This window comes from Delftia sp. WSY_22 (assembly GCF_043104185.1).
GTDB classification, from domain to species: domain Bacteria; phylum Pseudomonadota; class Gammaproteobacteria; order Burkholderiales; family Burkholderiaceae_C; genus Comamonas; species Comamonas tsuruhatensis.
Window position 1 is genome coordinate 440,674 of record NZ_JBICKN010000006.1, and the last position, 21,077, is coordinate 461,750.

The 21,077-nt window shown below is 68.7% G+C and carries 12 protein-coding genes; 4 read left to right on the forward strand and 8 right to left on the reverse strand.

Features of this window, described 5'->3' with window-relative positions; genetic code table 11:
- Window positions 1–73: 73 nt before the first annotated feature.
- From ACF8NF_RS02625 to argH, 3 genes are all read right to left on the reverse strand, one after another.
- The gene (locus ACF8NF_RS02625; RefSeq protein WP_392450012.1) at window positions 74–6,136 is read right to left on the reverse strand and encodes an alpha-2-macroglobulin; all 6,063 of its coding nucleotides are present in this window, start codon (window positions 6,134–6,136) and stop codon (window positions 74–76) included.
- A 450-nt stretch (window positions 6,137–6,586) separates the two neighbouring features.
- Complete coding sequence (locus tag ACF8NF_RS02630) at window positions 6,587–7,585, reverse strand: Bug family tripartite tricarboxylate transporter substrate binding protein (protein WP_016451125.1); 999 nt, start codon at window positions 7,583–7,585, stop codon at window positions 6,587–6,589.
- Window positions 7,586–7,610: 25 nt separating this feature from the next.
- Complete coding sequence (gene argH / locus ACF8NF_RS02635; RefSeq protein WP_012207114.1) at window positions 7,611–9,092, reverse strand: argininosuccinate lyase; 1,482 nt, start codon at window positions 9,090–9,092, stop codon at window positions 7,611–7,613.
- Window positions 9,093–9,333: 241 nt separating this feature from the next.
- Here argH and ACF8NF_RS02640 point away from each other — a divergent pair, with 241 nt between their 5' ends.
- Together ACF8NF_RS02640 and ACF8NF_RS02645 are read left to right on the forward strand one after the other, a co-directional pair.
- Window positions 9,334–10,488, forward strand: a complete 1,155-nt coding sequence (locus tag ACF8NF_RS02640; RefSeq protein ID WP_016451124.1) for a sensor histidine kinase — start codon at window positions 9,334–9,336, stop codon at window positions 10,486–10,488.
- On the forward strand, window positions 10,469–11,230 hold the full coding sequence (locus ACF8NF_RS02645) for a LytTR family DNA-binding domain-containing protein (RefSeq protein ID WP_047326600.1): 762 nt from the start codon (window positions 10,469–10,471) through the stop codon (window positions 11,228–11,230). The genes ACF8NF_RS02640 and ACF8NF_RS02645 overlap by 20 nt, the downstream gene beginning before the upstream one ends.
- A gap of 157 nt (window positions 11,231–11,387) precedes the next feature.
- Here ACF8NF_RS02645 and ACF8NF_RS02650 read toward each other — a convergent pair whose 3' ends face one another.
- Window positions 11,388–12,875 (reverse strand): aminotransferase class V-fold PLP-dependent enzyme, encoded by a 1,488-nt coding sequence (locus ACF8NF_RS02650; protein ID WP_016451122.1) that lies wholly within the window; start codon window positions 12,873–12,875, stop codon window positions 11,388–11,390.
- 27 nt (window positions 12,876–12,902) lie between these two features.
- The gene (locus ACF8NF_RS02655) at window positions 12,903–13,373 is read right to left on the reverse strand and encodes a Rid family detoxifying hydrolase (protein WP_016445807.1); all 471 of its coding nucleotides are present in this window, start codon (window positions 13,371–13,373) and stop codon (window positions 12,903–12,905) included.
- A 638-nt stretch (window positions 13,374–14,011) separates the two neighbouring features.
- Here ACF8NF_RS02655 and ACF8NF_RS02660 point away from each other — a divergent pair.
- Window positions 14,012–15,424, forward strand: a complete 1,413-nt coding sequence (locus tag ACF8NF_RS02660; protein ID WP_016445806.1) for a cache domain-containing protein — start codon at window positions 14,012–14,014, stop codon at window positions 15,422–15,424.
- The gene (locus ACF8NF_RS02665; protein ID WP_034366318.1) at window positions 15,421–16,083 is read left to right on the forward strand and encodes a response regulator transcription factor; all 663 of its coding nucleotides are present in this window, start codon (window positions 15,421–15,423) and stop codon (window positions 16,081–16,083) included. The genes ACF8NF_RS02660 and ACF8NF_RS02665 overlap by 4 nt, the downstream gene beginning before the upstream one ends.
- A gap of 17 nt (window positions 16,084–16,100) precedes the next feature.
- Here the strand turns inward: ACF8NF_RS02665 and ACF8NF_RS02670 are convergent, their stop codons facing one another.
- The 3 genes from ACF8NF_RS02670 to polA form a co-directional block, all read right to left on the reverse strand.
- Window positions 16,101–16,934, reverse strand: a complete 834-nt coding sequence (locus ACF8NF_RS02670; RefSeq protein WP_016445804.1) for a ZIP family metal transporter — start codon at window positions 16,932–16,934, stop codon at window positions 16,101–16,103.
- Window positions 16,935–17,237: 303 nt separating this feature from the next.
- The gene (locus tag ACF8NF_RS02675; protein ID WP_392450014.1) at window positions 17,238–18,134 is read right to left on the reverse strand and encodes a dienelactone hydrolase family protein; all 897 of its coding nucleotides are present in this window, start codon (window positions 18,132–18,134) and stop codon (window positions 17,238–17,240) included.
- 57 nt (window positions 18,135–18,191) lie between these two features.
- Window positions 18,192–21,035: a DNA polymerase I gene (polA, locus tag ACF8NF_RS02680; RefSeq protein WP_392450015.1), complete on the reverse strand. Its 2,844-nt coding sequence runs from the start codon at window positions 21,033–21,035 to the stop codon at window positions 18,192–18,194.
- Window positions 21,036–21,077 lie beyond the last annotated feature (42 nt).

The following is a 21,077-nucleotide window of genomic DNA, read 5'->3' on the forward strand; positions in this document are numbered from 1 at the left end:
AAAAAAGGGGGCGGTCCTGCAGCCATCATAGGCCGCAGGGCCGCCCCCTTGTCAGGGCGCCATCAACGCTGCATCAGCGCTTGTCGCCCACCTTGATGCGGGCGTTGGGAACCTCGCCGAACATCTCGGGCGCATACAGCGCCTCCACCCGCGTGGGCGGCAGCGCGAAGTCGCCGGCATTGTTCAGCCGCACGGTGTACTCCACGCGCGTATTGCCCTTGGGCAGGTACTGGTAGTAGGCGCGGTAGGCCTCGAAGCTGCGCTCCTCATAGGCCAGCCAGCCCGCGCCTTCTGCGCGCTCGCCGCCCGAGGCGATCTCCGAGTCGCGCCCCAGACCGCCGCCCAGGATGGTGGCGCCCGTGGGCACGGGGTCGGTGATGGCCACCCAGGTCATGTCGGTGCGGGCCTGCACCTCCAGCGTGACGCGCAGCACGTCGCCGCGCGAGTACTGGCCTGCGGGCAGGCTCTTGTCGGCCTGCTCCACGGGCTTGACCGTGCGCGTGACGGTGTAGCCGGCACTGAACGGCGCCTTCAGCTGCACGGCCGCCACAGACTGCAGCGTGAGCCAGGGCTTGCCGGTGCCCTGCTGGGTCACCGTCAGCTGGCCCTTGCGGGCCTCGCCCACCGCGCTCCAGGGCAGGAACATGGTGTTGTTGCGCAGGCCGCCGACCACCGTGGTCGCGCCGAAGCTGGACGCCTGGTGCGCCGCGCCCTCGCTGTCGCTGGCGCGCATGCGCGTGACCTGGCTCCACTCCACGCGGGCCTGGGACGCGCCCAAAGCCGCCTGGGTGGCGCCCGTCACGGGCGTGGCCTCGAACTGCTGCGAGAAGCGCTGCAGTGCCAGCGCCCCCCACAGGTTGGCCGTGGTCGTGCCCCAGGCGCCATTGCTCTGGCGCGAGATGAAGCCGTTGGCCAGGCGCGGCAGCTCTTCCTTCCACGTCGGGTCGTCCATGTTGACCAGCATCAGGCGGGCCAGGTTGACCTCGGGGCCCTGCATCAGCCACCACCACTGGTCGTCCTGCTCGTTGCTGAAGGCCACGCGCGTGCCCTGGTAGCTCAGGCGGGCGCGCAGGATCTGCTGGGCCTGGGCCAGCTGCTGTTCGCGCTGGGGCAGCTCGCGCATGTGCTTGAGCAGGGCCACCCAGTCGATGACGGCATGCGTGGGCCAGTCGTTGGGCGCGATGGTGATGCTGTCGAGCATGCGCGGATTGGCGCGGCCCGTCAGCGCCAGCGCCTGGATGGCGGCCAGCTTGCGCATGTCCAGGTCCTTGCGCGGGCTCCAGAAGCTGCGCTGGATGCGGCCTTCGACGAAGGCGATCAGGCCGTTTTCCATGCGCTCGCGCTCGGCCGCCGGCAGCACGAAGCGCTTGTCCACGCCCTGTGCCAGTGCCGAGAGGTTGAGCAGGTGGGCCGTCAGCGTATCGCTGCCGCGGGCCGCACGGCCCGAGCCGTCGCCGGCCAGCGGGAAGTAGCTGGCCAGGCCGTCGCTGTCCAGGTAGCTGGGCAGCTGTCCCATGGTGGACTGCCACAGCGTGGCGTCACTCATGCCCACGGCCTTGCTGGTGACCTGCTCCAGGCAGCTGTAGGGATAGCGCGCCCACCAGTCGCGCACGCCCGGCAGGCCTTCGGCCAGCTTGGGCGCCAGCGACATGCGCAGGCCGCCGCGGCCGGCCAGCGCGTCGGCCGGCAGCTGCACGGGCAGGTTGATGCTGCCATCGACCTGCATCAGCGTGCCCTGCTGCACCGTCAGCGGCACGGCCGGGATGATGCGCTGGCTGACCTTCAGCCTGTCGCTGGCCGGCTTGTCACCGCCTGCGGTGTCGCGGGCCTCGATCTCCCAGATCAGCGACTCGGCGCGGGTCTGGCCCAGCTGGGCCGGGGCGGTGACGTTCCAGCCCACCTCGCGCGCCTCGCCCGCGGGAATCTCCACGGTCTGCGCTGCCAGCTCCAGCAGCGTGGCGCGCGGCGTGACCTGCACCTTCATGGCCTTGGCCGAGGTGTTGCGCAGCGTGACCATGGCACGGAACTGGTCCTCCTCGCGCACCAGCGGCGGCAGGCCGCTGATGATCTGCAGGTCCTGGGCCGTGCGGATGGGCGCCTGGCCCGTGCCGAACATCGACACGCCATAGTCGGCCACCGCCACCACCTGGAAGGTGGTCAGCGAGTCGTTGAGCGGCACGCTGACCTGGGCCTTGCCCTGGGCGTCCAGCACCACGCTCGGATTCCACAGCAGCAGCGTCTCGAACAGCTCGCGCGTCTGGCTGCGGCCACCGCCGCCGCCAGCGGCCACGGCCTTGCGGCCGTAGTGGCGCCTGCCGATCACCTCCATCTGCGCGGTCGAGGTCTGCACGCCCCACTCGCGGCGGCGCAGCATGGCGTCGGCCAGCTGCCAGCTGGTGTTGGGCATGAGCTCCAGCAGGGCCTGGTCCACGACCGCCAGGGCCACCTCGGCGCCAGCGGCGGGCTTGCCGTCGGGCAGCGTGGCGCTGATGGTGACCTTGGCGGTGCCGCGCACCTGGTAGCTGGCCTGGTCGGCCGTGACCTTGACGTCGATGCGATGGGCCTTGGTGCCCACGCGGATCTCGGCCATGCCCAGGCGGTAGGCGGGCTTGGACAGATCGACCAGGGCCGTGGGCGCGATGTATTCCTTGCCCTCATGCCAGAAGGCATTCCACCACTCGCGCGGCGCCTTGAAGCCCCAGGTGAAGAAGCTGTACCAGGGCACCTCGCGCAGCCGCCCGCGCAGGGCCAGCACGCTCACGTAGACGTTGGGCCCCCAGTCGGGCTGGACCTTCAGCTCCACTGTGGGGTTCTGGCCATTGAGCTGCATGACCTGGGTGCTGACGATGCCTTCGCGCTCCACGGCGACCAGGGCCGTCGCATAGCGGAAGGGCATGCGCACCTGAAAGCGCGCGGTCTCGCCGGGCTCGTAGCTGCGCTTTTCGGGCAGCACGTCCATGCGGTCATGGTCCTCGCCGCCGAACCACAGTTCGCCCTGGCGCGTGACCCAGACGCTGGAGGCGGCCTGGGCGGGCCGGCCATCCTTGTCGGAGGCGGTGACGATCAGCTCGACCTCGCCGGGCTGCGACAGCTGGGCCTCGCACTGCACCATGCCTTGGGCATCGCTGTTGCCCGTGCACACCGTGCCCATGGATTGGAGCGCGGTCTGGTTGTCGTAGCTGTAAAAGCCCCCCACCAGGCGCTTGCGGCTGCTGGTGGTGACGCGGGAGATGGCCTCCACCTTGACCGGCACGCCGGCCTGGGGCTTGCCGTCCACGCCCAGGGCCAGCGCCTGGAACTGGAGCTTGCGGCCCGTGGTGATCCAGCTTTCGGCGCGCACGCCGGCCACGATGGCCGCGGGCCACAGCATCTGCGTGCTGCGCAGGGTCTGCACCTCGCCATTGGGGTCGGCATAGGTGGCCTCGATCAGCAGTTCGCGCGGCTCGCGCAGCTTGGGCAGGTTCTCGATCTTGAGCTTGCCCAGTCCTTCACGGTCCAGCGTCACGGGCAGCTTGTCGGCCACCACCTTGCTGTCCTGGGCGGCCGTGGCCTCCTCGTCATCGCTCTGGCCCGTGTCCTGGGCGCTTCGCGGTGCCGAGAAGCTGAAGCCCTGCCAGTCGCTGCGGTCCATCCAGGTGGAGCGCACCAGGGCGGACACGCGCACCGGCAAATTGGCGGCCGGGCCGCCGGAGACGTAGTTCACCTGCACCTGCACCGGCAGGCTGGAGACGCCGACCAGGGCCTGCTTGCCCTCGGGGCCCACGCGGCCTTCGAGCACGGGCAGGCGGAATTCCTCGACACGGAAGCTGCCCGTGCCAAAGCGGTTGTTGCGCCCGCGCGAGCCGTTGCCCTCGCCGCGCAGCTCCACGGAGTACGAACCCAGCTTGGCGCCCTTGGGCACGGAGAAGCTGTTTTCCGCACTCAGGCCGCCGGTGCCCGTGGAACGCCACTGCAGCGGCTGCGTGTACTGCTGGCCGCTGCCTTCATGGGTGATGACCAGTTGCGTGGGCCGCTGCTCGGGCAGCGCAAAGCCGCCCTGCCCCTGGCCGATGCCGGTCTGGGTGCGCATCAGGTGCTTCATGGACACGGTCTCGCCGGCGCGCAGCAGCGTGCGGTCGAAGATGGTGTGGGCCACTTCGTCGCGCTGGGCGCTGCGGCTGGTGGGCACGTTGAAGCGCCAGGACTCGATGCCGCGCTGCCAGTCGCTCCAGGTGAAGGCCAGCTCCTGCTGGCCGTCCTTGCCCTGGGCGCGCGCGCTGACGAAGTAGGCCGGCGAGCGGTAGCCGACACCGCCCGTGCACTGGGGCGGCTCGGGCGACAGGCCTTCCAGGCGCGCCACGCCACTGGCATCGGTGGTGGCCGAGGTCAGCACCTTGCCATTGCAGTCGGAGACCTGGATCCTGGCATTGGCCACGGCCTGGCCCTTGTCCAGCGTGGTCACCCAGGCGGCCGCGTTCTCGCGGCCGAGCTTGAAGTGCACGGACAGGTTGGTCACCAGGGCCGAGGTGCGCACATACATGCTGCGCGCCGAGCCGTAGCGCTCATCGAGCAGCGACTGCCCCAGCAGCGGCGAGGCGATCTCGACCACGTGAAAGCCCGGCGTGAGCGGAATGCCCACCACCTCGAAGGGGCGCGGATCGCCCTTGACGGGCTTGGGCAGCTCCAGCGTCTTGACATCGCCCTGGCCGGCCAGCAGCGACAGCATGCGCGTCTGCACATAGTCGCGGTTTTCGTTGTCAATCACGGGCGGCAGCGGGCCCTTGATGTCGCGCGAGGCGCGCTTGCGGTCCATGTCGGAGGACTCGTAGTCGGCCACGCGGCGCATCCAGGCGATGATCTCGGCATCGCTGCCGGGCTGCTTGGTGCTCACGCGGCTGGCATCCAGGGACCTGGTGGCCAGCTCGGACTCCACATTGCGCAGCGTCACGGGCAGCAGGGCCGGGCCGTCCGGGCCTTCGGCGTAGCGCTCGACGATGCCGAAGGGCGAGGCCGCGAACTTGGCCAGCGGCGGCAGCGCGCCCGTAGCCACCTGCAGCGGGAACATGTCGGCATTGCTCAGGCTGCGGCCTGCCGCGTCCTTGAACTGCGGAGGCAGCTCCACCGTGTAGCGCGCCTGGGCCTGCATGGTGGCCGGGAAGCTCAGGTTCTGCACCAGCGAATCCTCGCTGAGCTTTTCGCCGTATTCGCTGTCGATCACGGGCGCCACCTTGGAGGCGCCGCTGCTCAGGCGGATGCCCTCGGCCAGCTTGCGCGGCACGGGGGCGTTGAAGCGCAGGCGCATGGGACGGATCGGCAGGCAGGCGGCCTGGGCGTTCTCGCGCTCGCAGCTGAACTCGGCGGCGAAGGGCTCGCGCACGCGGTACTCGAAGCGCTTGTCCTGGCGGCTGGCCACGCCGTTGGGCGTGGCAATGCCGGCGCCGAAGACCAGCTTCATGGTCGTGCCCGCCGTCAGGCGGCGGTTGCAGGCCAGCGTGGCGTACTGCAGCGGGTTCTTGGCAGCGGCCTTGTCCCAGCCGCGGTGCTTGAGCAGCTCGTCGCGCTCCTTGCCTTCGATCAGGCGCACGGGAATGCGCTCGCCCACGCCTTCGGCCGTGCACCACATGTGCTGCTGCAGGCTTTGCACGGTGGCCGGGCCCGACAGGCGCAGCGCGAAGTACTGCTCCTCGTCGATCTGTTCATAGGTGTCGGGTGCCATGTCCAGCACGGCCGGGCCGCCGGTCTGGAACTGGTAGCTGGCAGCGCCCGTCACGGCCGTGCCCGCAGGCGACTTGTAGCCGGCCACGAGCTGGGCCGTGCAGCGCACGCCGGGCGGCAGGGCCTGCTTGAAGTCGAACACCCATTCGCGGTCGCTGTTCCAGCGGCCCGTGCCCTGGGTGGCCGCCGCATCGCTGCAGCTGAGCGTGACCGGCGCGGCCGCCTTGGGGTCGCCAAAGCGCACGGCCGTGCCATCGAACTGCACCACCACCTGCTCGACCTTGGCCACCTCTCCCTGCGGGCTGAACTGGCGCACGCCCACGGCCTGCGCCGCCAGCGCCGCCGATCCCAGCAGCAGGCCCAAACCCCACCGGCCCCAGGGCCTGCCGTGCGCCGGCGGACTCTGGAACCCCTTGATCGCTGTCGTGCGAAGCACCCCCATGGCAATCCCTTCTGTCGGGCTCAGATGGCCCGGTGTTTTCTTGGAATGAGCAGGCTTTCAGCGCTGCGGCGCGCGCCGTGCACGGTGCACAGGCTGCAAATGAAAAGCCCTGCGCTGCGGCAGGGCTCGGCGGCAAGGGCTGCAACGAGGCAGATGCCCGCCGCCCGCATGCGCCGAATGCAGGGCCGCATCCGCTGCGGCTGAAAACCACTGCGCGGGATGATACCGGGCCGCATCCGCTGCAGGCCCTGCTGCGGGTGCCCGGAACCGGGTCTGCGGTGTATCCATCTGTAAGACATCGGCGCACAAGGGCGTCATATATGTCTGATCACAAGGATTCGCGCCACACGCTGCGCTGCCAACCCCGGCGATGGCAGCACCAAGACACAGCGCTTGCCGGTTCACAGCGCCTGCCGGCCGCGGAGGCTGTCGCCCCGCAGTCCGCCTGTCTTACTGCGGCTGGAAGCCGCTGGTCTGGATGATGCGTTTCCAGACCTGGGTATAGGCCTGCTCGCGCTCGGCCAGTTGGGCGGGCGGCATGTGGCCCACGGTCAGGCCCAGGGCGGTGAGCTGCTCGTGCACATCGGGCTGCTTGAGCACGGTGGCCACGGCGGCGGAGAAGCGGTCGATGAAGGCCTGGGGCGTGCCGCGCGGCGCGTAGATGCCGTAGTAGGGCGTGTCCTCGAAGCCCTTGACGCCCTGCTCGGCCAGCGTGGGCACTTCGGGCATGGTGGCCTGGCGGCGCGTGCCCAGCACGCCGATCACGCGCAGCTTGCCGGCCTTGTGGTTTTCCATGAAGTCCTGCACCGAGGCGATGCCGGCCGGGATCTGGTTGCCCAGCATGTCGGCCAGCATGGGCGCGCTGCCCCGGTAGGGCGCGGCCACCAGGTCCAGCCTGTAGTGCTCGCCCAGCAGCCTGACCAGGAATTCCGGCGTGGACGCGGGCGCGGGTATGCCGATGCTGCCGCGCTTTGCGCCCTGGCGCACCCACTCCACATACTCGGCGAGGTTGCGCGCAGGCGTGCTGGCGGAGACCGCCAGCGCGTTCACGAAGGTGGCAAAGCCGGCCACGGGAACGAAGTCATGGGCCGGGTCGAAGCCCGGCTTCTTCACCACCTGGGGCAGGATGGAGATGGTGTGGTCATGCGTGAGGAACAGCGTGTGGCCATCGGCCGCAGCCGCCTTGAGCTGCTGCGCCGCGATCTGGCCGCCCGCGCCGGGGCGGTTGTCCACCAGCACCGTGGTGCCCAGCACGTCCTTGAGACGGTCGGCCAGCAGGCGCGCGATGGCATCGGTGCCGCCGCCCGGCGGAAAGCCCACGAGGATGCGAATGGCCTGCCCCGGCTGGGCCCAGGCCAGCGGGGCCAGGGCGGACGAGGCGGCAACGGCGGTCACTGCGCCGGCGGCGCGCAGCGCCCCCGTCAGCAGTTGGCGGCGGGAGGATGTCATGGCGTGGCTCCGGCGAACGGGGGGATCAGCCCAGGCGCGCGTTCAGGCGTGCGTTCAAGCGCGCCTGGTGGCCTGCCAGCTGCTTGCGCACCTGGGCCGGCGCCGTGCCGCCCAGGGTGTTGCGCGCATTGAGCGAGCCTTCCAGGCTGAGTGCCTCGAAGACATCGGCCTCGATGCCGGGATTGAAGGCCTGCAGTTCGGCCAGCGGCAGCTCGGTCAGGTCCACGCCCTTTTGCGAGGCCAGCTTGACGGCATGGGCCACGGTCTCGTGCGCGTCGCGGAAGGGCAGGCCCTTCTTGACCAGGTAGTCGGCCAGGTCGGTGGCCGTGGCGTAGCCCTTGAGCGCGGCGGCGCGCATGGCTTCGGCGTTGACGGTGATGCCGCCCTTCTTGCCGCCCGTGGCCGGGTCGGCCTGGCCGCCGATCATCTCGGCGAAGATGCGCAGCGTGTCCTTCAGGGTGTCCACCGTGTCGAACAGCGGCTCCTTGTCTTCCTGGTTGTCCTTGTTGTAGGCCAGGGGCTGGCCCTTCATCAGGGTGATCAGGCCCATCAGGTGGCCGACCACGCGGCCGGTCTTGCCGCGCGCCAGTTCGGGCACGTCGGGGTTCTTCTTCTGCGGCATGATCGACGAGCCCGTGGTGAAGCGGTCGGCGATGCGGATGAAGCCGAAGTTCTGGCTCATCCAGATGATCAGCTCTTCGGACAGGCGGCTCACGTGCACCATGCACAGGCTGGCGGCCGAGGTGAATTCGATGGCGAAGTCGCGGTCGCTGACGCCGTCCAGCGAGTTCTGGCAGACGCCTTCCATGCCCAGCGTGCGGGCCACGCGCTCGCGGTCCAGCGGGTAGGTGGTGCCGGCCAGGGCGGCGCTGCCCAGCGGCAGCACGTTGACGCGGCGGCGCAGGTCCAGCATGCGCTCGGCGTCGCGCTTGAACATTTCCACATAGGCCAGCAGGTGGTGGGCAAAGCTCACGGGCTGGGCCACCTGCAGGTGGGTGAAGCCGGGCAGGATCACGTCCACATTCTTCTCGGCCACTTCGACCAGGGACAGCTGCAGCTCGCCCAGCAGTCCTTCGATCAGGTCGATCTCGCCGCGCAGCCACAGGCGCACGTCGGTGGCCACCTGGTCGTTGCGGCTGCGGCCCGTGTGCAGGCGCTTGCCGGCGTCGCCGACCAGCTGGGTCAGGCGGGCCTCGATGTTCAGGTGCACGTCTTCCAGGTCGAGCTTCCACTCGAACTGGCCGGACTCGATTTCCTGCGTGATCTGCGCCATGCCCTTGCGGATGGACTCGTGGTCGGCGGCGGCGATGATGCCCTGGGCCGCCAGCATCTCGGCATGCGCCAGGCTGCCCGTGATGTCGGCCTGCCACAGGCGCTTGTCGAAGAACACGCTGGAGGTATAGCGCTTGACCAGATCGCTCATCGGCTCTTCAAAGAGAGCGGACCAGGCCTGGGCCTTGGTGTCGAGCTGGTTGTGCGAGGCGGACGTTGGTTGATTGGCAGACATGTGAGGACGCGATCTTCGATGGGGCTGTGCAGGCAGCGCAGGCGGCGGGCGGCATCGCCCCCCGGCGCAGGCAGGAAGCGAAGATTCTATCGACCTGGGCGGCGCCACGCCCGTGCAGGGGCCTACACGGGCCTGCACGGGCCTGCATGGGCCTGCATGGGCCTGCATGGGCCTGCATGGGCCTGCATGGGCCTGCATGGGTGTGCATGGGCGGTGTGACCGCTGTGCAGGCCCGCCCGGCATGACCATAATCCGGGCATGCGGCGCGAACCCCACCCGCCGAAACACTACCTGCCGCCCCTTGCCGACCCAGCCGCCCCCCACCACTGCCCCCCCGCCCCTGCCTGCGGCGCTGGTCTTTGACGCCTGCAACGTAGGCGTGGTGCTGCGCGCCGTGCTGTTTGTGCAGGCCGTGGTGGCAACGGCCTCGATGTTCGGCGCCGACTCGCCCCTGCAGTGGCTGCAGGGCATGGCCCTGCTGACCGGCGCCTGCCTGCCCGGCACGCTGGTCTGGCTGGTGGCCGCCTGCCTGCTCAAGCACCCGCTGCAGCGGCTGCCCGCCTCCGGCCAGTACGCGGCCGGTGTGCTGCTGGGCATGGCGGCCGGGCTGTATGCCTGCGCCATGCTGCACCTGGCCGGCGGCACCAGCGCCCCCTGGCTGGCCAGCGCCGTGTCCGGCGGACTGTTGGCAGCCCTGCTGGTCGCAGCCCTGGTGCTGCGCGCACGCGGCCACGCACCCGCCGACACGCAGGCGCGGCTGGCCGAGCTGCAGTCGCGCATACGCCCGCATTTCCTGTTCAACACGCTCAACAGCGCCATCGCCCTGGTGCGCGCCGAGCCCGCCAAGGCCGAGGCCCTGCTGGAGGACCTCAGCGACCTGTTCCGCTATGCGCTGGCCGAGCCGCACAGCACGACCACGCTGGCCGAGGAGATCGAGCTGGCCCAGCGCTACCTGGCCATCGAGCAGGTGCGCTTTGGCGAACGGCTGCAGGTGCGCTGGCAACTGGACCCTGCCGCCCACGGCGCCCTGCTGCCGCCGCTGCTGCTGCAGCCGCTGGTGGAAAACGCCATACGCCATGGCGTGGAGCCCAGCGCACGCGGCGGCAAGCTGCAGGTGCGCACCGAGCGCCGTGGCGATCTGGTGGAGGTGCGCATCACCAACACCCTGCCCTCCGAGATCGATTCCGCCAGCGCAGCCGGCACGCGCGGCAACGGCATTGCGCTGGCCAATGTGCGCGCCCGGCTGTCGCTGCTGCACGACCTGCAGGCCCACCTCACGGCGCGCACGCTCAACGGGCATTTCGTGGTGCGCATCAGCCTGCCGCTGGCACCGCCTGCCAGCCAACCCACGAAGGCTTTATCGAAGAAGAAGCACCATGCACATCCTGATCGTTGACGACGAAGCCCTGGCCCGCGCGCGGCTGCGCACCCTGCTGGCCGACGTGCAGGCATGCACGGGCAGCGGCCCGCACCAGGTCAGCGAGGCGGCGGACGCCCGCCAGGCCATGGCCGTGCTGCAGGCGCCGGGCCCGCGCCCCGTGGAGCTGGCACTGCTGGACATCCACATGCCCGGCCAGGACGGCCTGGCCCTGGCCCATATGCTGCGCCGCCTGCCGCTGCCGCCTGCCGTGGTCTTCGTCACCGCCCATGCCGGCCACGCGGTCGAGGCCTTCGACCTGGATGCTGCCGACTACCTGACCAAGCCCGTGCGCCGCGAACGCCTGCAGCAGGCCCTGGCCAAGGCCGCGCGCACGGCCGCGCACCAGACGGCCGAACGCGACGGCGGCCCCGTGCTGCTGATACAGGACCGGGGCGCCACCGTGCGCCTGCCCCTGTCGGAGGTGCTCTACCTCAAGGCCGAACAGAAATACGTGACCGTGCGCACCGTGGGCCGCAGCTACATCCTCGACGGTGCACTGGCCGACCTGGAGGCCCGCCACGCCGACCACCTGCTGCGCGTGCACCGCAACGCCCTCGTGGCACGCAGCGCCCTGCGCAGCCTGGAGCGCCACGACGACCCCACCGAAGGCGAAGGCTGGGCCCTGCGCCTGCACGGCATCCCCGAACTGCTCATGGTCTCGCGCCGCCAGCTCCCCCAGGTCCGCGCCGCCATCCGCGACGAAGGACAGCCCGGCTGACGATGAAAGGCGGAGGACAGCGCTCCGCGCCTAAAAGCGCGCCCCCAACACAAGCATGGCCCAACGCGAGGGACACCGAGCAAGGGCCGCCCCGCAGCGAGGGTGTCGTCCCCCTCCGCGAAGCGAGAAGGGGGAAGCCGCGAAGCGGCTCAGGGGGTCAAGCCATCTTTCTAGACAGATCCCACATCGCATCCACCAGCAGATCGATGTCCCGCGCGTCATGCCACAGGTGCGTGGACACGCGCACGCCGTAGTGGTCTGCCGCCGCGCCGATCACGGGGAAGTTGGAGTTGCGGATCACGAAGCCCTGCGGATAGTCGCTGAGCATGCGCGCCACGAAGGTCGAGGACTTGGTCCCGTTCATCACGTCGTCCTTGTTCTGGAACGGGTTGAAGCAGGTCAGCGCCGACAGCAGCTTGGGATCGTCCTTGGGCGAGTACAGCGAGTCCACGCCCCAGCGCTCGACGATCTTTTCCTTGAGGTAGGACGACAGCGTCAGGTCATAGGTCTCGATCTTCTTGCGGCCGATGCTGTCCCACTGCGCGCAGGCCTGGGCCAGCGCCATGAACATGGGCGTGTGCACGCTGCCGCAGGAAGTGACCGAGGCGGCGATGTCGTAGGTCTCCTTGGCCGTGGTCGTGCGCTCCAGCGCCGGGTAGGCGCTGGTGTGCACCGGGTACCACTTGGGCAGGGGCAGCGGGTTGGAGGCGCGGATCTTGTTGCGGATGATGAGGATGCCCGTGGAGCCCGGGCCGCACTGCCACTTGTGGCCCGCGCCCGACATGAAGTCCATGCCCAGCTCCGCATAGTTGTAGGCCATCATGCCCGGCAGGTGGGCGCCGTCCACGATGCTGATCAGGCCGTGCGCCTTGACCACGCCCATCAGGTCGGCGATGGGCAGCATGGTGCCGGTCTTGTAGGTGGGAGAAGACCACATCATGGCGCGCACGCGCTTGCCCTGGGCCTTGAGCGCGCGGATGCGCTCGTCGAACAGGTTCACGTAGGTGGCGGCCGTCTGGTTGTTGCCCACGGGCAGCGCAATGCGCGAGACCTCGATGCCGTAGCGGTCCTGGGCGATCTTCAGCGGCGTGTCGCCGCCGCCGTGCTCGTGGTTGGTGGTCACCACCACGTCGCCACGCTGCCAGTCGATGCCCAGGATGGCGTGGCACATGCCCGAGGAGGTGTTGGCCGAGAAGGCCAGCTCGTCGGCATCCACGCCAAAGCCCGGCGCCACCTGCTTGCGCAGGTCCAGCAGGTTGCTGTAGCCGTTGCCCGAGTCGGCGGCCTTCTTGCGGTTTTCGGTATCGAACACATCGAGCACCAGCTTGGGCATGGAGCCCGCCGTGCCGATGTTCATGTAGGTCTTCTCGGGCTTGAGGATGAACATGCTCTGCACGTCGGTCCAGAAGGCCTCGTCACGCATGAGCTGCTCGCGCAGCGCAGCGGCCGAGGTCTGCGCATTGCCGCTGCCGCAGGCAGCCAGCAGCGGCCCCAGCGTGGCTGCGCCGGTGCCGTAGCCCAGCATGCGCAGGAAGTCGCGGCGCTTGGAAGTCCAGCGCGCGGGATAGCCGGATTCGCCGGCGGCCGCAGTGGCGGTCAGGGATGTGGCCTGCTCGGCCGCGATCTGGGGGTGTCGTGCGTTCATGCGGTCCTCCTGTCGTTGCGCAAGCGGTCAGCGGCGGCCGACGATGGCCGAGATTTCGATCTTCACATCGCGCGGCAGGCGCGCCACCTCCACCGTGGCCCGAGCGGGGGCGCCGGTCTTGAAGTACTCGCCATAGACCTTGTTCATGGCGGCGAACTCGTTGAGGTCCTTCATGAAGACCGAGGTGGACAGCACATCCTCATAGCCCAGTCCCTGGGACTTGAGCTTGGCGCCGATGTGGTCCAGCACGGCGCGCGTCTGCTCCTCGATGGTCGTGCCCTGGATGGCCGTGCCCTGCGCGTTCAGCGGCAGCACGCCCGAGAAGTAGATCGTGTTGCCATGCGCCACCATCTGCGAATACGGGCCGATGGCCGGATAGATCTGCGTGGTGGACAGCACCTCGCGCTTGTGGGGCGCGGCGCAGCCCGCCAGCGTCGCTACCGCCGCCGCCACACCGCATGCCAGCGCCACGCGCCGCAGGTTCGATCGAATATCCATGGTATTGCCTTTCTGAAACAAGAATACAAACTGCCACTGCCGTGCCGCGCATTACTGCAACGGCGCCCCGGAAACACTTCGTCACCATTTAATTGGGTCATCGAAGGCGACATGAATCATTGACACAAAATGATTCGAATCAGTGATTTCACGGAGAAATTCTAGGCAGGGATCTGGAGCATTCGATAATGAATTTTCCCCTACGCACCACTACGCAGGACCGCTTGCGCAGTGCTACGCAGCAGGATAACTCTCTTCTGAAACAACGGCTTGGCACGGAACCTGCTCAACCGTAGCCAGGCATGTCAGACAGATGAGGGACGGCGCACCACAATACGGCAAAACCATTATTCAAGACCCCAAAAAGGGGACAACGCACCAAGAAAATGCATATCGGATTCCCTATGTCAATGGGATATTCTTTCGTGCGCGAAATATATTATCCATGGCATTTTCCTTGGGATATTCAAATTCCTTTTCCTGCGCGCGTGGATATGCAGCGCGCACAGGCCATTGGCAGATACGACGCCCGCCATTCAAGGTCCGCTGCCGGGCCCCGGCGCCATGCGCGCAAGCCCTGTTGACAAGGTCCGTGCACTGGGCGGAAAAGATCGTCGGTGCACCCCACACAGGCTCCCATGCAACTTCCGCTGAAACTTGCGCTTCTGTCGATTGCCGCCATCGCGCTGGCCCTGGGCCTGGTCGCGGTGACCGTGCAACACCAGACACTGGAGCTGGCCCGCCAGGAACGAGAGCTGGTCGAGACCGCCTACCTGCACAGCAAGGAGACCGAGCTGCGGCACTACGTGCAGCTGGCGACCACGGCGCTGGCGCGCATCCAGTCCAGCGGCGAGGAGCCATCCGTGCAGCGGCGCCAGGCGCTGGATACGCTGGCGCGCATGCAGTTCGGCGAGGACGGCTACTTCTTTGTCTACGACGAACACGGCAACGTGCTGCTGGATGCGCGGCAGATGGGCCTGTCGGGCGTGGACCTGTGCGATCCCAACAGCCCGGGCGGCGCAGGGCCCGCCAGGATCATCCTGGATGCCGCGCGCAGCGGCGGCGGCCTGGTGCGCTACCAATGGCAAAAGCCGTCCTCGCTGCGTACCGAGGCCAAGCTCGCCTACGTGGCCACGGTCCCCGAATGGGGCTGGTCGCTGGGCACGGGCCTGTACCTGGACGATGTGGAGCAGGCGCTGCGCCAGATCGACGAAAGCGCCCAGGCCAATATCGCGGCCACGCGCTGGCGCATCTTCGGCATTGCGGCGCTGTGCATCGTGCTCATCGGCGTGGCGGGGCTGGCGTTCAATCTCAGCGACCACCGCGTGTCCAGCACCAAGCTGCAGCGCCTGGCCCAGCGCGTGGTGCATTCGCAGGAGGAAGAACGCACGCGCGTGGCGCGCGACCTGCATGACGGGGTGGTCCAGGTGCTGGTCTCGTCCAAGTTCCTGCTGGAGACGGCCCAGGCCCAGCTCAGGCGCCTGGCCGCACAGGACCCGGCCACGGCCCAGCGCATGGTGGACCAGGGACTGGAGCAGCTCAACCACGCGCTGGTGGAGATACGGCGCGTCTCCCACGGCCTGCGCCCCGCCCTGCTGGACGACCTGGGCCTGGCCCCGGCCCTGGCACTGATGAGCCAGCAGATGCAGGCCGAGGACGGCCTGCGCATGCAGTTCGGCTGCCGGGGCGAGACCCGCTTTCTGCCGCCCAGCCACGCCACGGCCCTGTTCCGCGTGGCCCAGGAGGCCGTGACGAATGCGCAAAACCATGCGCAGGCCACGCGCATCGACGTCAGCCTGCACTTTCAGCGCCGCCGCGTGGTGCTGCAGGTCAGCGACGACGGCCAGGGCTTCGACATGCGCCGCGTGCAGCGCGACCGCCAGGGCGGCATCGGCCTGCGCAACATGCGCGAGCGCATCGAGGGCCTGGGCGGCCATCTGAGCATCAGCTCGGGCGCCCGGGGCACCCGGCTGGTCGCCGTGCTCTACCGCAGCGGCGGCATGCCGCTGTCTCCCTCACCGGAATTCGAACTCCCACAGGCCGCTGCATGAACCCCATGATCCGCATCCTCCTGGTGGACGACCACCCTCTTGTGCGCGACGGCGTGTCCATGCGCCTGCAGGCCACCGACCATATCCGTGTCGTGGGCGAGGCCGCCAGCGTGGACCAGGCCGTGCCGCTGGCGCGCGAGCTGTCGCCCGACCTGGTGGTGACCGACATCCGCATGCCGGGCGCCAGCGGCATCGACCTGGCCGCGCTGTTCCGCGATCAGTTCCCCCTGGTGCGCGTGCTGGTGCTGTCCATGCACGAGGACCCCGAGTACGTGCGGCGCGCCGTGGCACTGGGCGCACGCGGCTATGTGCTCAAGGATGCGCCGGCGCAGCAGCTCATCGAGGCCATAGACCGGGTCTACGCGGGCGGCCTGTATTTCAGCCCCGGCCTGCAGCCCGTGGTCGAGGACGACGGCGCCGGTGCCGGCCCCCGGCGCGCCCTCACGCCGCGCGAGGCCAGCGTGCTGCAGTGGATCTCGGAGGGCCGCTCCAACAAGGAGATTGCAGCGCTGATGGGCACCTCGGTGCGCACCGTGGAAACCCACCGGCTGCACCTGCGCCGCAAGCTGCGCATCGACGGCCATGCGGCCTTCATCAAGTACGCCGTGGACTATGCCGACCTGCTGGGCAGCACGCCCGTGCAGGCCGGTGCGGGATAGCCTGAAACGCCGCCCGCTCAGTGCGCGTGGGCCGCGCGGCTGACCACGGTGACCAGCACGATGCCCAGCATCAGCCAGCCCACCTGGGCCACGGTCTCGCGTGCGCTCAGGCGCTTTTGCAGCTGGGGAATCAGGTCGGCCAGCGCCACGTAGATGAAGCTGCTGGAGGCCACGGCCAGGAAGTACGGCAGCAGCTCCTGCAGCTGGCCGACCAGGAAATAGCCGCCAATGCCGCCCAGCGTGGTCACGGCCCCGGCCATGGACACCTTGATCAGGGCCACGCGCCGGTTGGAGCTGGACTGGCGCAGCACCACGATGTCACCCATGTGGTGTGGCACCTCGTGGGCCAGCACCGACACCGCCGCGATCAACCCCAGGCGCATGTCGGCCATGAAGGCGGAGGCGATCAGCACGCCATCGCCGAAGCAGTGCACGCTGTCGCCGGTCAGCACCGCCCAGCCGCCGTGGCGGTGGCCATGATGGTGGCCATGGGAATGGTCATGGGCGTGGCCCTGGTGATCGTGATGCTCGTGGTGATCGTGCTCATGGGCCGGCGGCGCGCCGTGCTCATGCCCGTGGTGCCACAGCTCGGCCTTGGACAGCAGGAAAAAGAACACCAGGCCCACCAGCAGCGTGACGAACAGGTCGTGCGCGCCGGCCTCGCTCTCGAAGGCTTCGGGCAAGAGGTGCATGAAGGCCGTGGCCAGCAGCGCGCCCGCCGCCAGGCTCAACAGCCGCTGCGGCATCATGCCCGGCGAGCGGTTGCCTCCCAGCCCCATCAACAACGCGGCCACCCAGACGCTGCCAATACCGGCGGCCAGGGTGGCCAGAATGATTGCTACCAATGTCATAGCGATTTGTGCTTCAACCGTATGCCCTTGCAGGCGAAACCCGCGAATTCTCGCAGAAAGACCGGCCCCATCGCAGCCGTGGCCTGCGATCCCATGAAGGAAGCAGGCCACGGTGTCGGGCGCCCTCGGTTTCAGCCTACAGAAGCTGTCAAGCCCCCCCTGCGCGAATAAAGTTGAAAGCTAGTCAGCAAGACCTTAAAAACTGGCGCGTCCTCACACCAGGGACACCGAGGAAGGGCCGCCCCGCACCGAGGGTGTCGTCCCCCTCCCGCGAAGCGAGAGAGGGGGAAGCGGCGCAGCCGCTCAGGGGGTCACCCCATGCTTATTGAACCAGGCCAGCATTTTTTGCCAACCGTCGCGCGCAGCCTGCTCGCGGTAGCTGGGCCGGTAGTCGGCATGGAAGGCGTGTGGCGCCTCCGGGTAGATCACGAACTCCGAGGCCTTGGCCGCTGCCGAGCCCTGCTTGAGCGCCTCGCGCATGCGCTCCACGGATTCCAGCGGAATGCCCGTGTCCTGCCCGCCATACAGGCCCAGCACCGGCGCCTTGAGGCTGGAGACCAGCTCCAGCGGATGGCGTGGCTGCAGCGCGGTCTTGGCGCCTTCCAGCCGGCCGTACCAGGCCACGCCGGCCTTGACCGGGCCATGGGCCGCATACAGCCAGGTGATGCGCCCGCCCCAGCAAAAGCCCGTGATGGCCACGCGCGCCGTATCGCCGCCCTGGGTGCCCGCCCATTGCACGGCGCCGTCCAGGTCGGCCATGACCTGTTCGTCGGGCACCTTGGAGACCAGCTCGCTCATGAGCTTGGCGATCTCGGTATAGGTCTTGGGATCGCCCTGGCGCGCATACAGATCGGGGGCGATGGCCAGGTAGCCGGCACGCGCCAGGCGGCGGCAGGTGTCGGCAATGTATTCGTGCACGCCGAAGATCTCGGAGATCACCAGCACCACGGGCACATTCTTCTTGCCGGCGGGCGCGGCGCGGTAGGCCGGCACCTTGAAGCCGTTCACGGTGAAATACACCTCGCCGGCCGTCAGGCCGTCGGCCGGCGTGGAGATGGCGGTCTGCGCCATCAGCGGCGTGGCCGCGGCGGCATAGCCCAGGCCCAGGGCCGTCTGCAATGCCAGGCGCCGCGTGGGCCCCTCTTCGCTGCTGCGCCCCGGAACCAGGGCCTTCAGGTCTTGCTGCTGATCGTCACGCATGCATCTCTCCTTGGTGGTGGTTGAGAACCGGCCAAGTCTACGATGCGCGCGTGAAGCTCAATGTGCCTTGTCCCAGTTGGGGCCGACGCCCACTTCGGCGAGCAAGGGAACCTTCAGTTCCGCCACGCCGGCCATCAGGCGCGGGATCTCGGTGCGCACCCAGTCCGACTCGCCTTCGGGCAGCTCGAACACCAGTTCGTCGTGCACCTGCATGATGACGCGGACCTCGGACTGCCTGGCATCGAGCTCGGCCTGCACCGCCACCATGGCCTTCTTGATCAGGTCGGCCGCCGTGCCCTGCATGGGCGCGTTGATGGCCTGCCGTTCGGCCGCCTTCTTGCGCGGGCCGCTGCCGCCGTTGATGTCCACCAGGTACAGGCGGCGGCCGAAGACGGTTTCCACGTAGCCGTGGTCGCGCGCGAATTCCACCGTCTCGTCCATGTAGCGCTTGACGCCTGGATAGCGCTGGAAATAGCGGTCGATGTAGGCGGCCGCGGCCTTGGTCTCTATGCCCAGGTTCTTGGCCAGGCCAAAGCTGCTCATGCCGTAGATCAGCCCGAAGTTGATGACCTTGGCATAGCGGCGCTGCTCGCTGCTGACCTGCTCCAGCTCCACGTTGAAGACTTCCGATGCCGTGGCCCGGTGCACGTCGCGGCCTTCGTGGAAGGCGCGCAGCAGCGACTCGTCGCCCGACAGGTGAGCCATGATGCGCAGCTCGATCTGCGAGTAGTCGGCGCTGGCGATCACATGGCCGGGCGCGGCAATGAAGGCCTCGCGCACGCGCCGGCCTTCGGGCGTGCGGATAGGGATGTTCTGCAGGTTGGGGTCGTTGCTGGACAGGCGCCCCGTCACGGCCACGGCCTGGGCGTAGTGCGTGTGCACCCGGCCCGTGCGCGGCAGCGCCAGCTGGGCCAGCTTGTCGGTATAGGTGCCCTTGAGCTTGGACAGGCTGCGGTGCTCCAGCAGCTTGGCGGGCAGCGGATAGTCCTCGGCCAGCTTCTCCAGCACCTCTTCATCGGTGCTGCGTGCGCCGGTGGCCGTCTTCTTGACCACGGGCATGCCCAGCTTGTCGAAGAAGATCTCGCCCAGCTGCTTGGGGCTGGCCAGGTTGAAGGGCTGGCCCGCGATGTCGTAGGCCTCCTGCTCCAGCTGCACGATGCGCTGGCCCAGATCGTTGCTCTGCCTGGCCAGCGTGGCGGCATCGATGAGCACGCCGTTGCGCTCTATGCGGAACAGGGCCTCGCTGGTGGCGATCTCCAGCTCGTAGATGCCGCGCAGGCCGTCGTGCGCCTGCAGCTGCGGCCACAGCACGCGGTGGACGTCCAGGGTCTGGTCCGCATCCTCGCAGGCGTAGGCGGCAGCCTTGTCCACGGGCACCTGGGCAAAGGGGATCTGGTGGGCGCCCTTGCCGCACAGGTCTTCATAGCTGATGCCCGTGCGGTTGGTGTGGCGCAGCGCCAGGCTGGCCAGGCCGTGCGGGCGGTGCACTTCCAGCACATAGCTTTGCAGCATGGTGTCGTGCACATAACCGTGCACCTCGATGCCGGCATTGGCGAAGACATGGCGGTCGTACTTGACGTGCTGGCCCAGCTTGTGCCGGGCCGCATCCTCCAGCCAGGGCTTGAGGCGCTGCAGCACTTCGTCGGCCGGCAGTTGCTCGGGCGCGTCGGGGCCGGCATGGCGCAGCGGGATGTAGGCAGCGGCGCCGGGCTCCACGCTCAGCGAGATGCCGACGATCTCGGCACGCATCTCGTCCAGCGAGGTGGTTTCGGTATCCAGGGCCGTGAGTTCGGCGGCGTTGATCTTGGCCAGCCACTGGTCGAACGCTTCCCAGGTCAGCACCACGTCGTAGTCCAGCGCACGCTGCTGGGCGGTCTCGGCCTCGGCGGTGGCGTCGTCGGATTCGGCCTGCTCCTGGGCAAACATGTCGCCCGTGGACTGGTCGGCACGCGGCTTGGCCGCGGGCTTGCGGCCGGCCTTGACGGCTTGCAGCGCATCGGGCTCGGGCGCGGCACCGCCGAGCATGCGTGCCAGCCCCTTGAAGCCGTAGCGCTCATAGAACTCGCGCAGCGGCGCGGTATCGGGCTCGCGCGGAGCCAGCGCGTCGAGCACGGGCAGGGTGGGCACTTCGGCGCTCAGGTCGCAGTCGGTCTTCATGGTGACCAGCTGGCGGCTCAGCGCCAGCTGGCCCGAGGCGATGGCATCGCGCAGGTTCTGGCCGGCCACGCCCTTGATGCCGTCGGCTGCAGCGATCAGGCCGTCGAGCGAGCCGTGCTCGGCCAGCCACTTGACGGCCGTCTTGGGGCCGACCTTGGCAACGCCGGGCACGTTGTCCACGGCATCGCCGACCAGCGCCTGGTAGTCGATCATCTGCGCAGGCGGCACGCCGAACTCGGCCGTCACGCCGGCCACGTCGCGGCGCTTGCCGCTCATGGTGTCCATCACCATGATGTGGGGATCCACCAGCTGGGACAGGTCCTTGTCTCCACTGGAGATGACCACGTTCACGCCCTGGGCGGCGGCCGTCTTGGCCAGGGTGCCGATCACGTCGTCGGCCTCCACGCCCTGGATGGCCAGCACGGGCCAGCCCATCAGGCGGACCACTTCGTGGATGGGCTCGATCTGCGAGCGCAGATCGTCGGGCATGGGCGAGCGGTGCGCCTTGTATTCGGGATAGAGCGCATCGCGGAAGGTGGGGCCGCTGGCGTCGAACACGCAGACCGCGTAGTCGGCCGCCACTTCCTTGCGGATCGCCTGGAGCATGTTGATCATGCCGCGGATGGCGCCCGTGGCGGGGCTTTCCGGGTTGCCGGGCTCGGCGCGCAGATCCGGCATGGCGTGGTAGGCGCGGTAGAGGTAGCTGGAGCCGTCGATCAGCACCAGGGTCTTGGAATTGCTCATGCGCCGATTGTGCACGCGCCGGCAGGGGGACAGGGCGGGACA

What these genes read in the sequence shown, in the direction of transcription:
- ACF8NF_RS02630 (WP_016451125.1), bottom strand. Translation starts at nt 7,585, where the DNA reads ATGACATCCTCCCGCCGCCAACTGCTGACGGGGGCGCTGCGCGCCGCC.
- argH (WP_012207114.1), bottom strand. Translation starts at nt 9,092, where the DNA reads ATGTCTGCCAATCAACCAACGTCCGCCTCGCACAACCAGCTCGACACC.
- ACF8NF_RS02665 (WP_034366318.1), top strand. Translation starts at nt 15,421, where the DNA reads ATGAACCCCATGATCCGCATCCTCCTGGTGGACGACCACCCTCTTGTG.
- ACF8NF_RS02625 (WP_392450012.1), bottom strand. Translation starts at nt 6,136, where the DNA reads ATGGGGGTGCTTCGCACGACAGCGATCAAGGGGTTCCAGAGTCCGCCG.
- ACF8NF_RS02650 (WP_016451122.1), bottom strand. Translation starts at nt 12,875, where the DNA reads ATGAACGCACGACACCCCCAGATCGCGGCCGAGCAGGCCACATCCCTG.
- ACF8NF_RS02670 (WP_016445804.1), bottom strand. Translation starts at nt 16,934, where the DNA reads ATGACATTGGTAGCAATCATTCTGGCCACCCTGGCCGCCGGTATTGGC.
- ACF8NF_RS02645 (WP_047326600.1), top strand. Translation starts at nt 10,469, where the DNA reads ATGCACATCCTGATCGTTGACGACGAAGCCCTGGCCCGCGCGCGGCTG.
- ACF8NF_RS02675 (WP_392450014.1), bottom strand. Translation starts at nt 18,134, where the DNA reads ATGCGTGACGATCAGCAGCAAGACCTGAAGGCCCTGGTTCCGGGGCGC.
- polA (WP_392450015.1), bottom strand. Translation starts at nt 21,035, where the DNA reads ATGAGCAATTCCAAGACCCTGGTGCTGATCGACGGCTCCAGCTACCTC.
- ACF8NF_RS02640 (WP_016451124.1), top strand. Translation starts at nt 9,334, where the DNA reads ATGACCATAATCCGGGCATGCGGCGCGAACCCCACCCGCCGAAACACT.
- ACF8NF_RS02660 (WP_016445806.1), top strand. Translation starts at nt 14,012, where the DNA reads ATGCAACTTCCGCTGAAACTTGCGCTTCTGTCGATTGCCGCCATCGCG.
- ACF8NF_RS02655 (WP_016445807.1), bottom strand. Translation starts at nt 13,373, where the DNA reads ATGGATATTCGATCGAACCTGCGGCGCGTGGCGCTGGCATGCGGTGTG.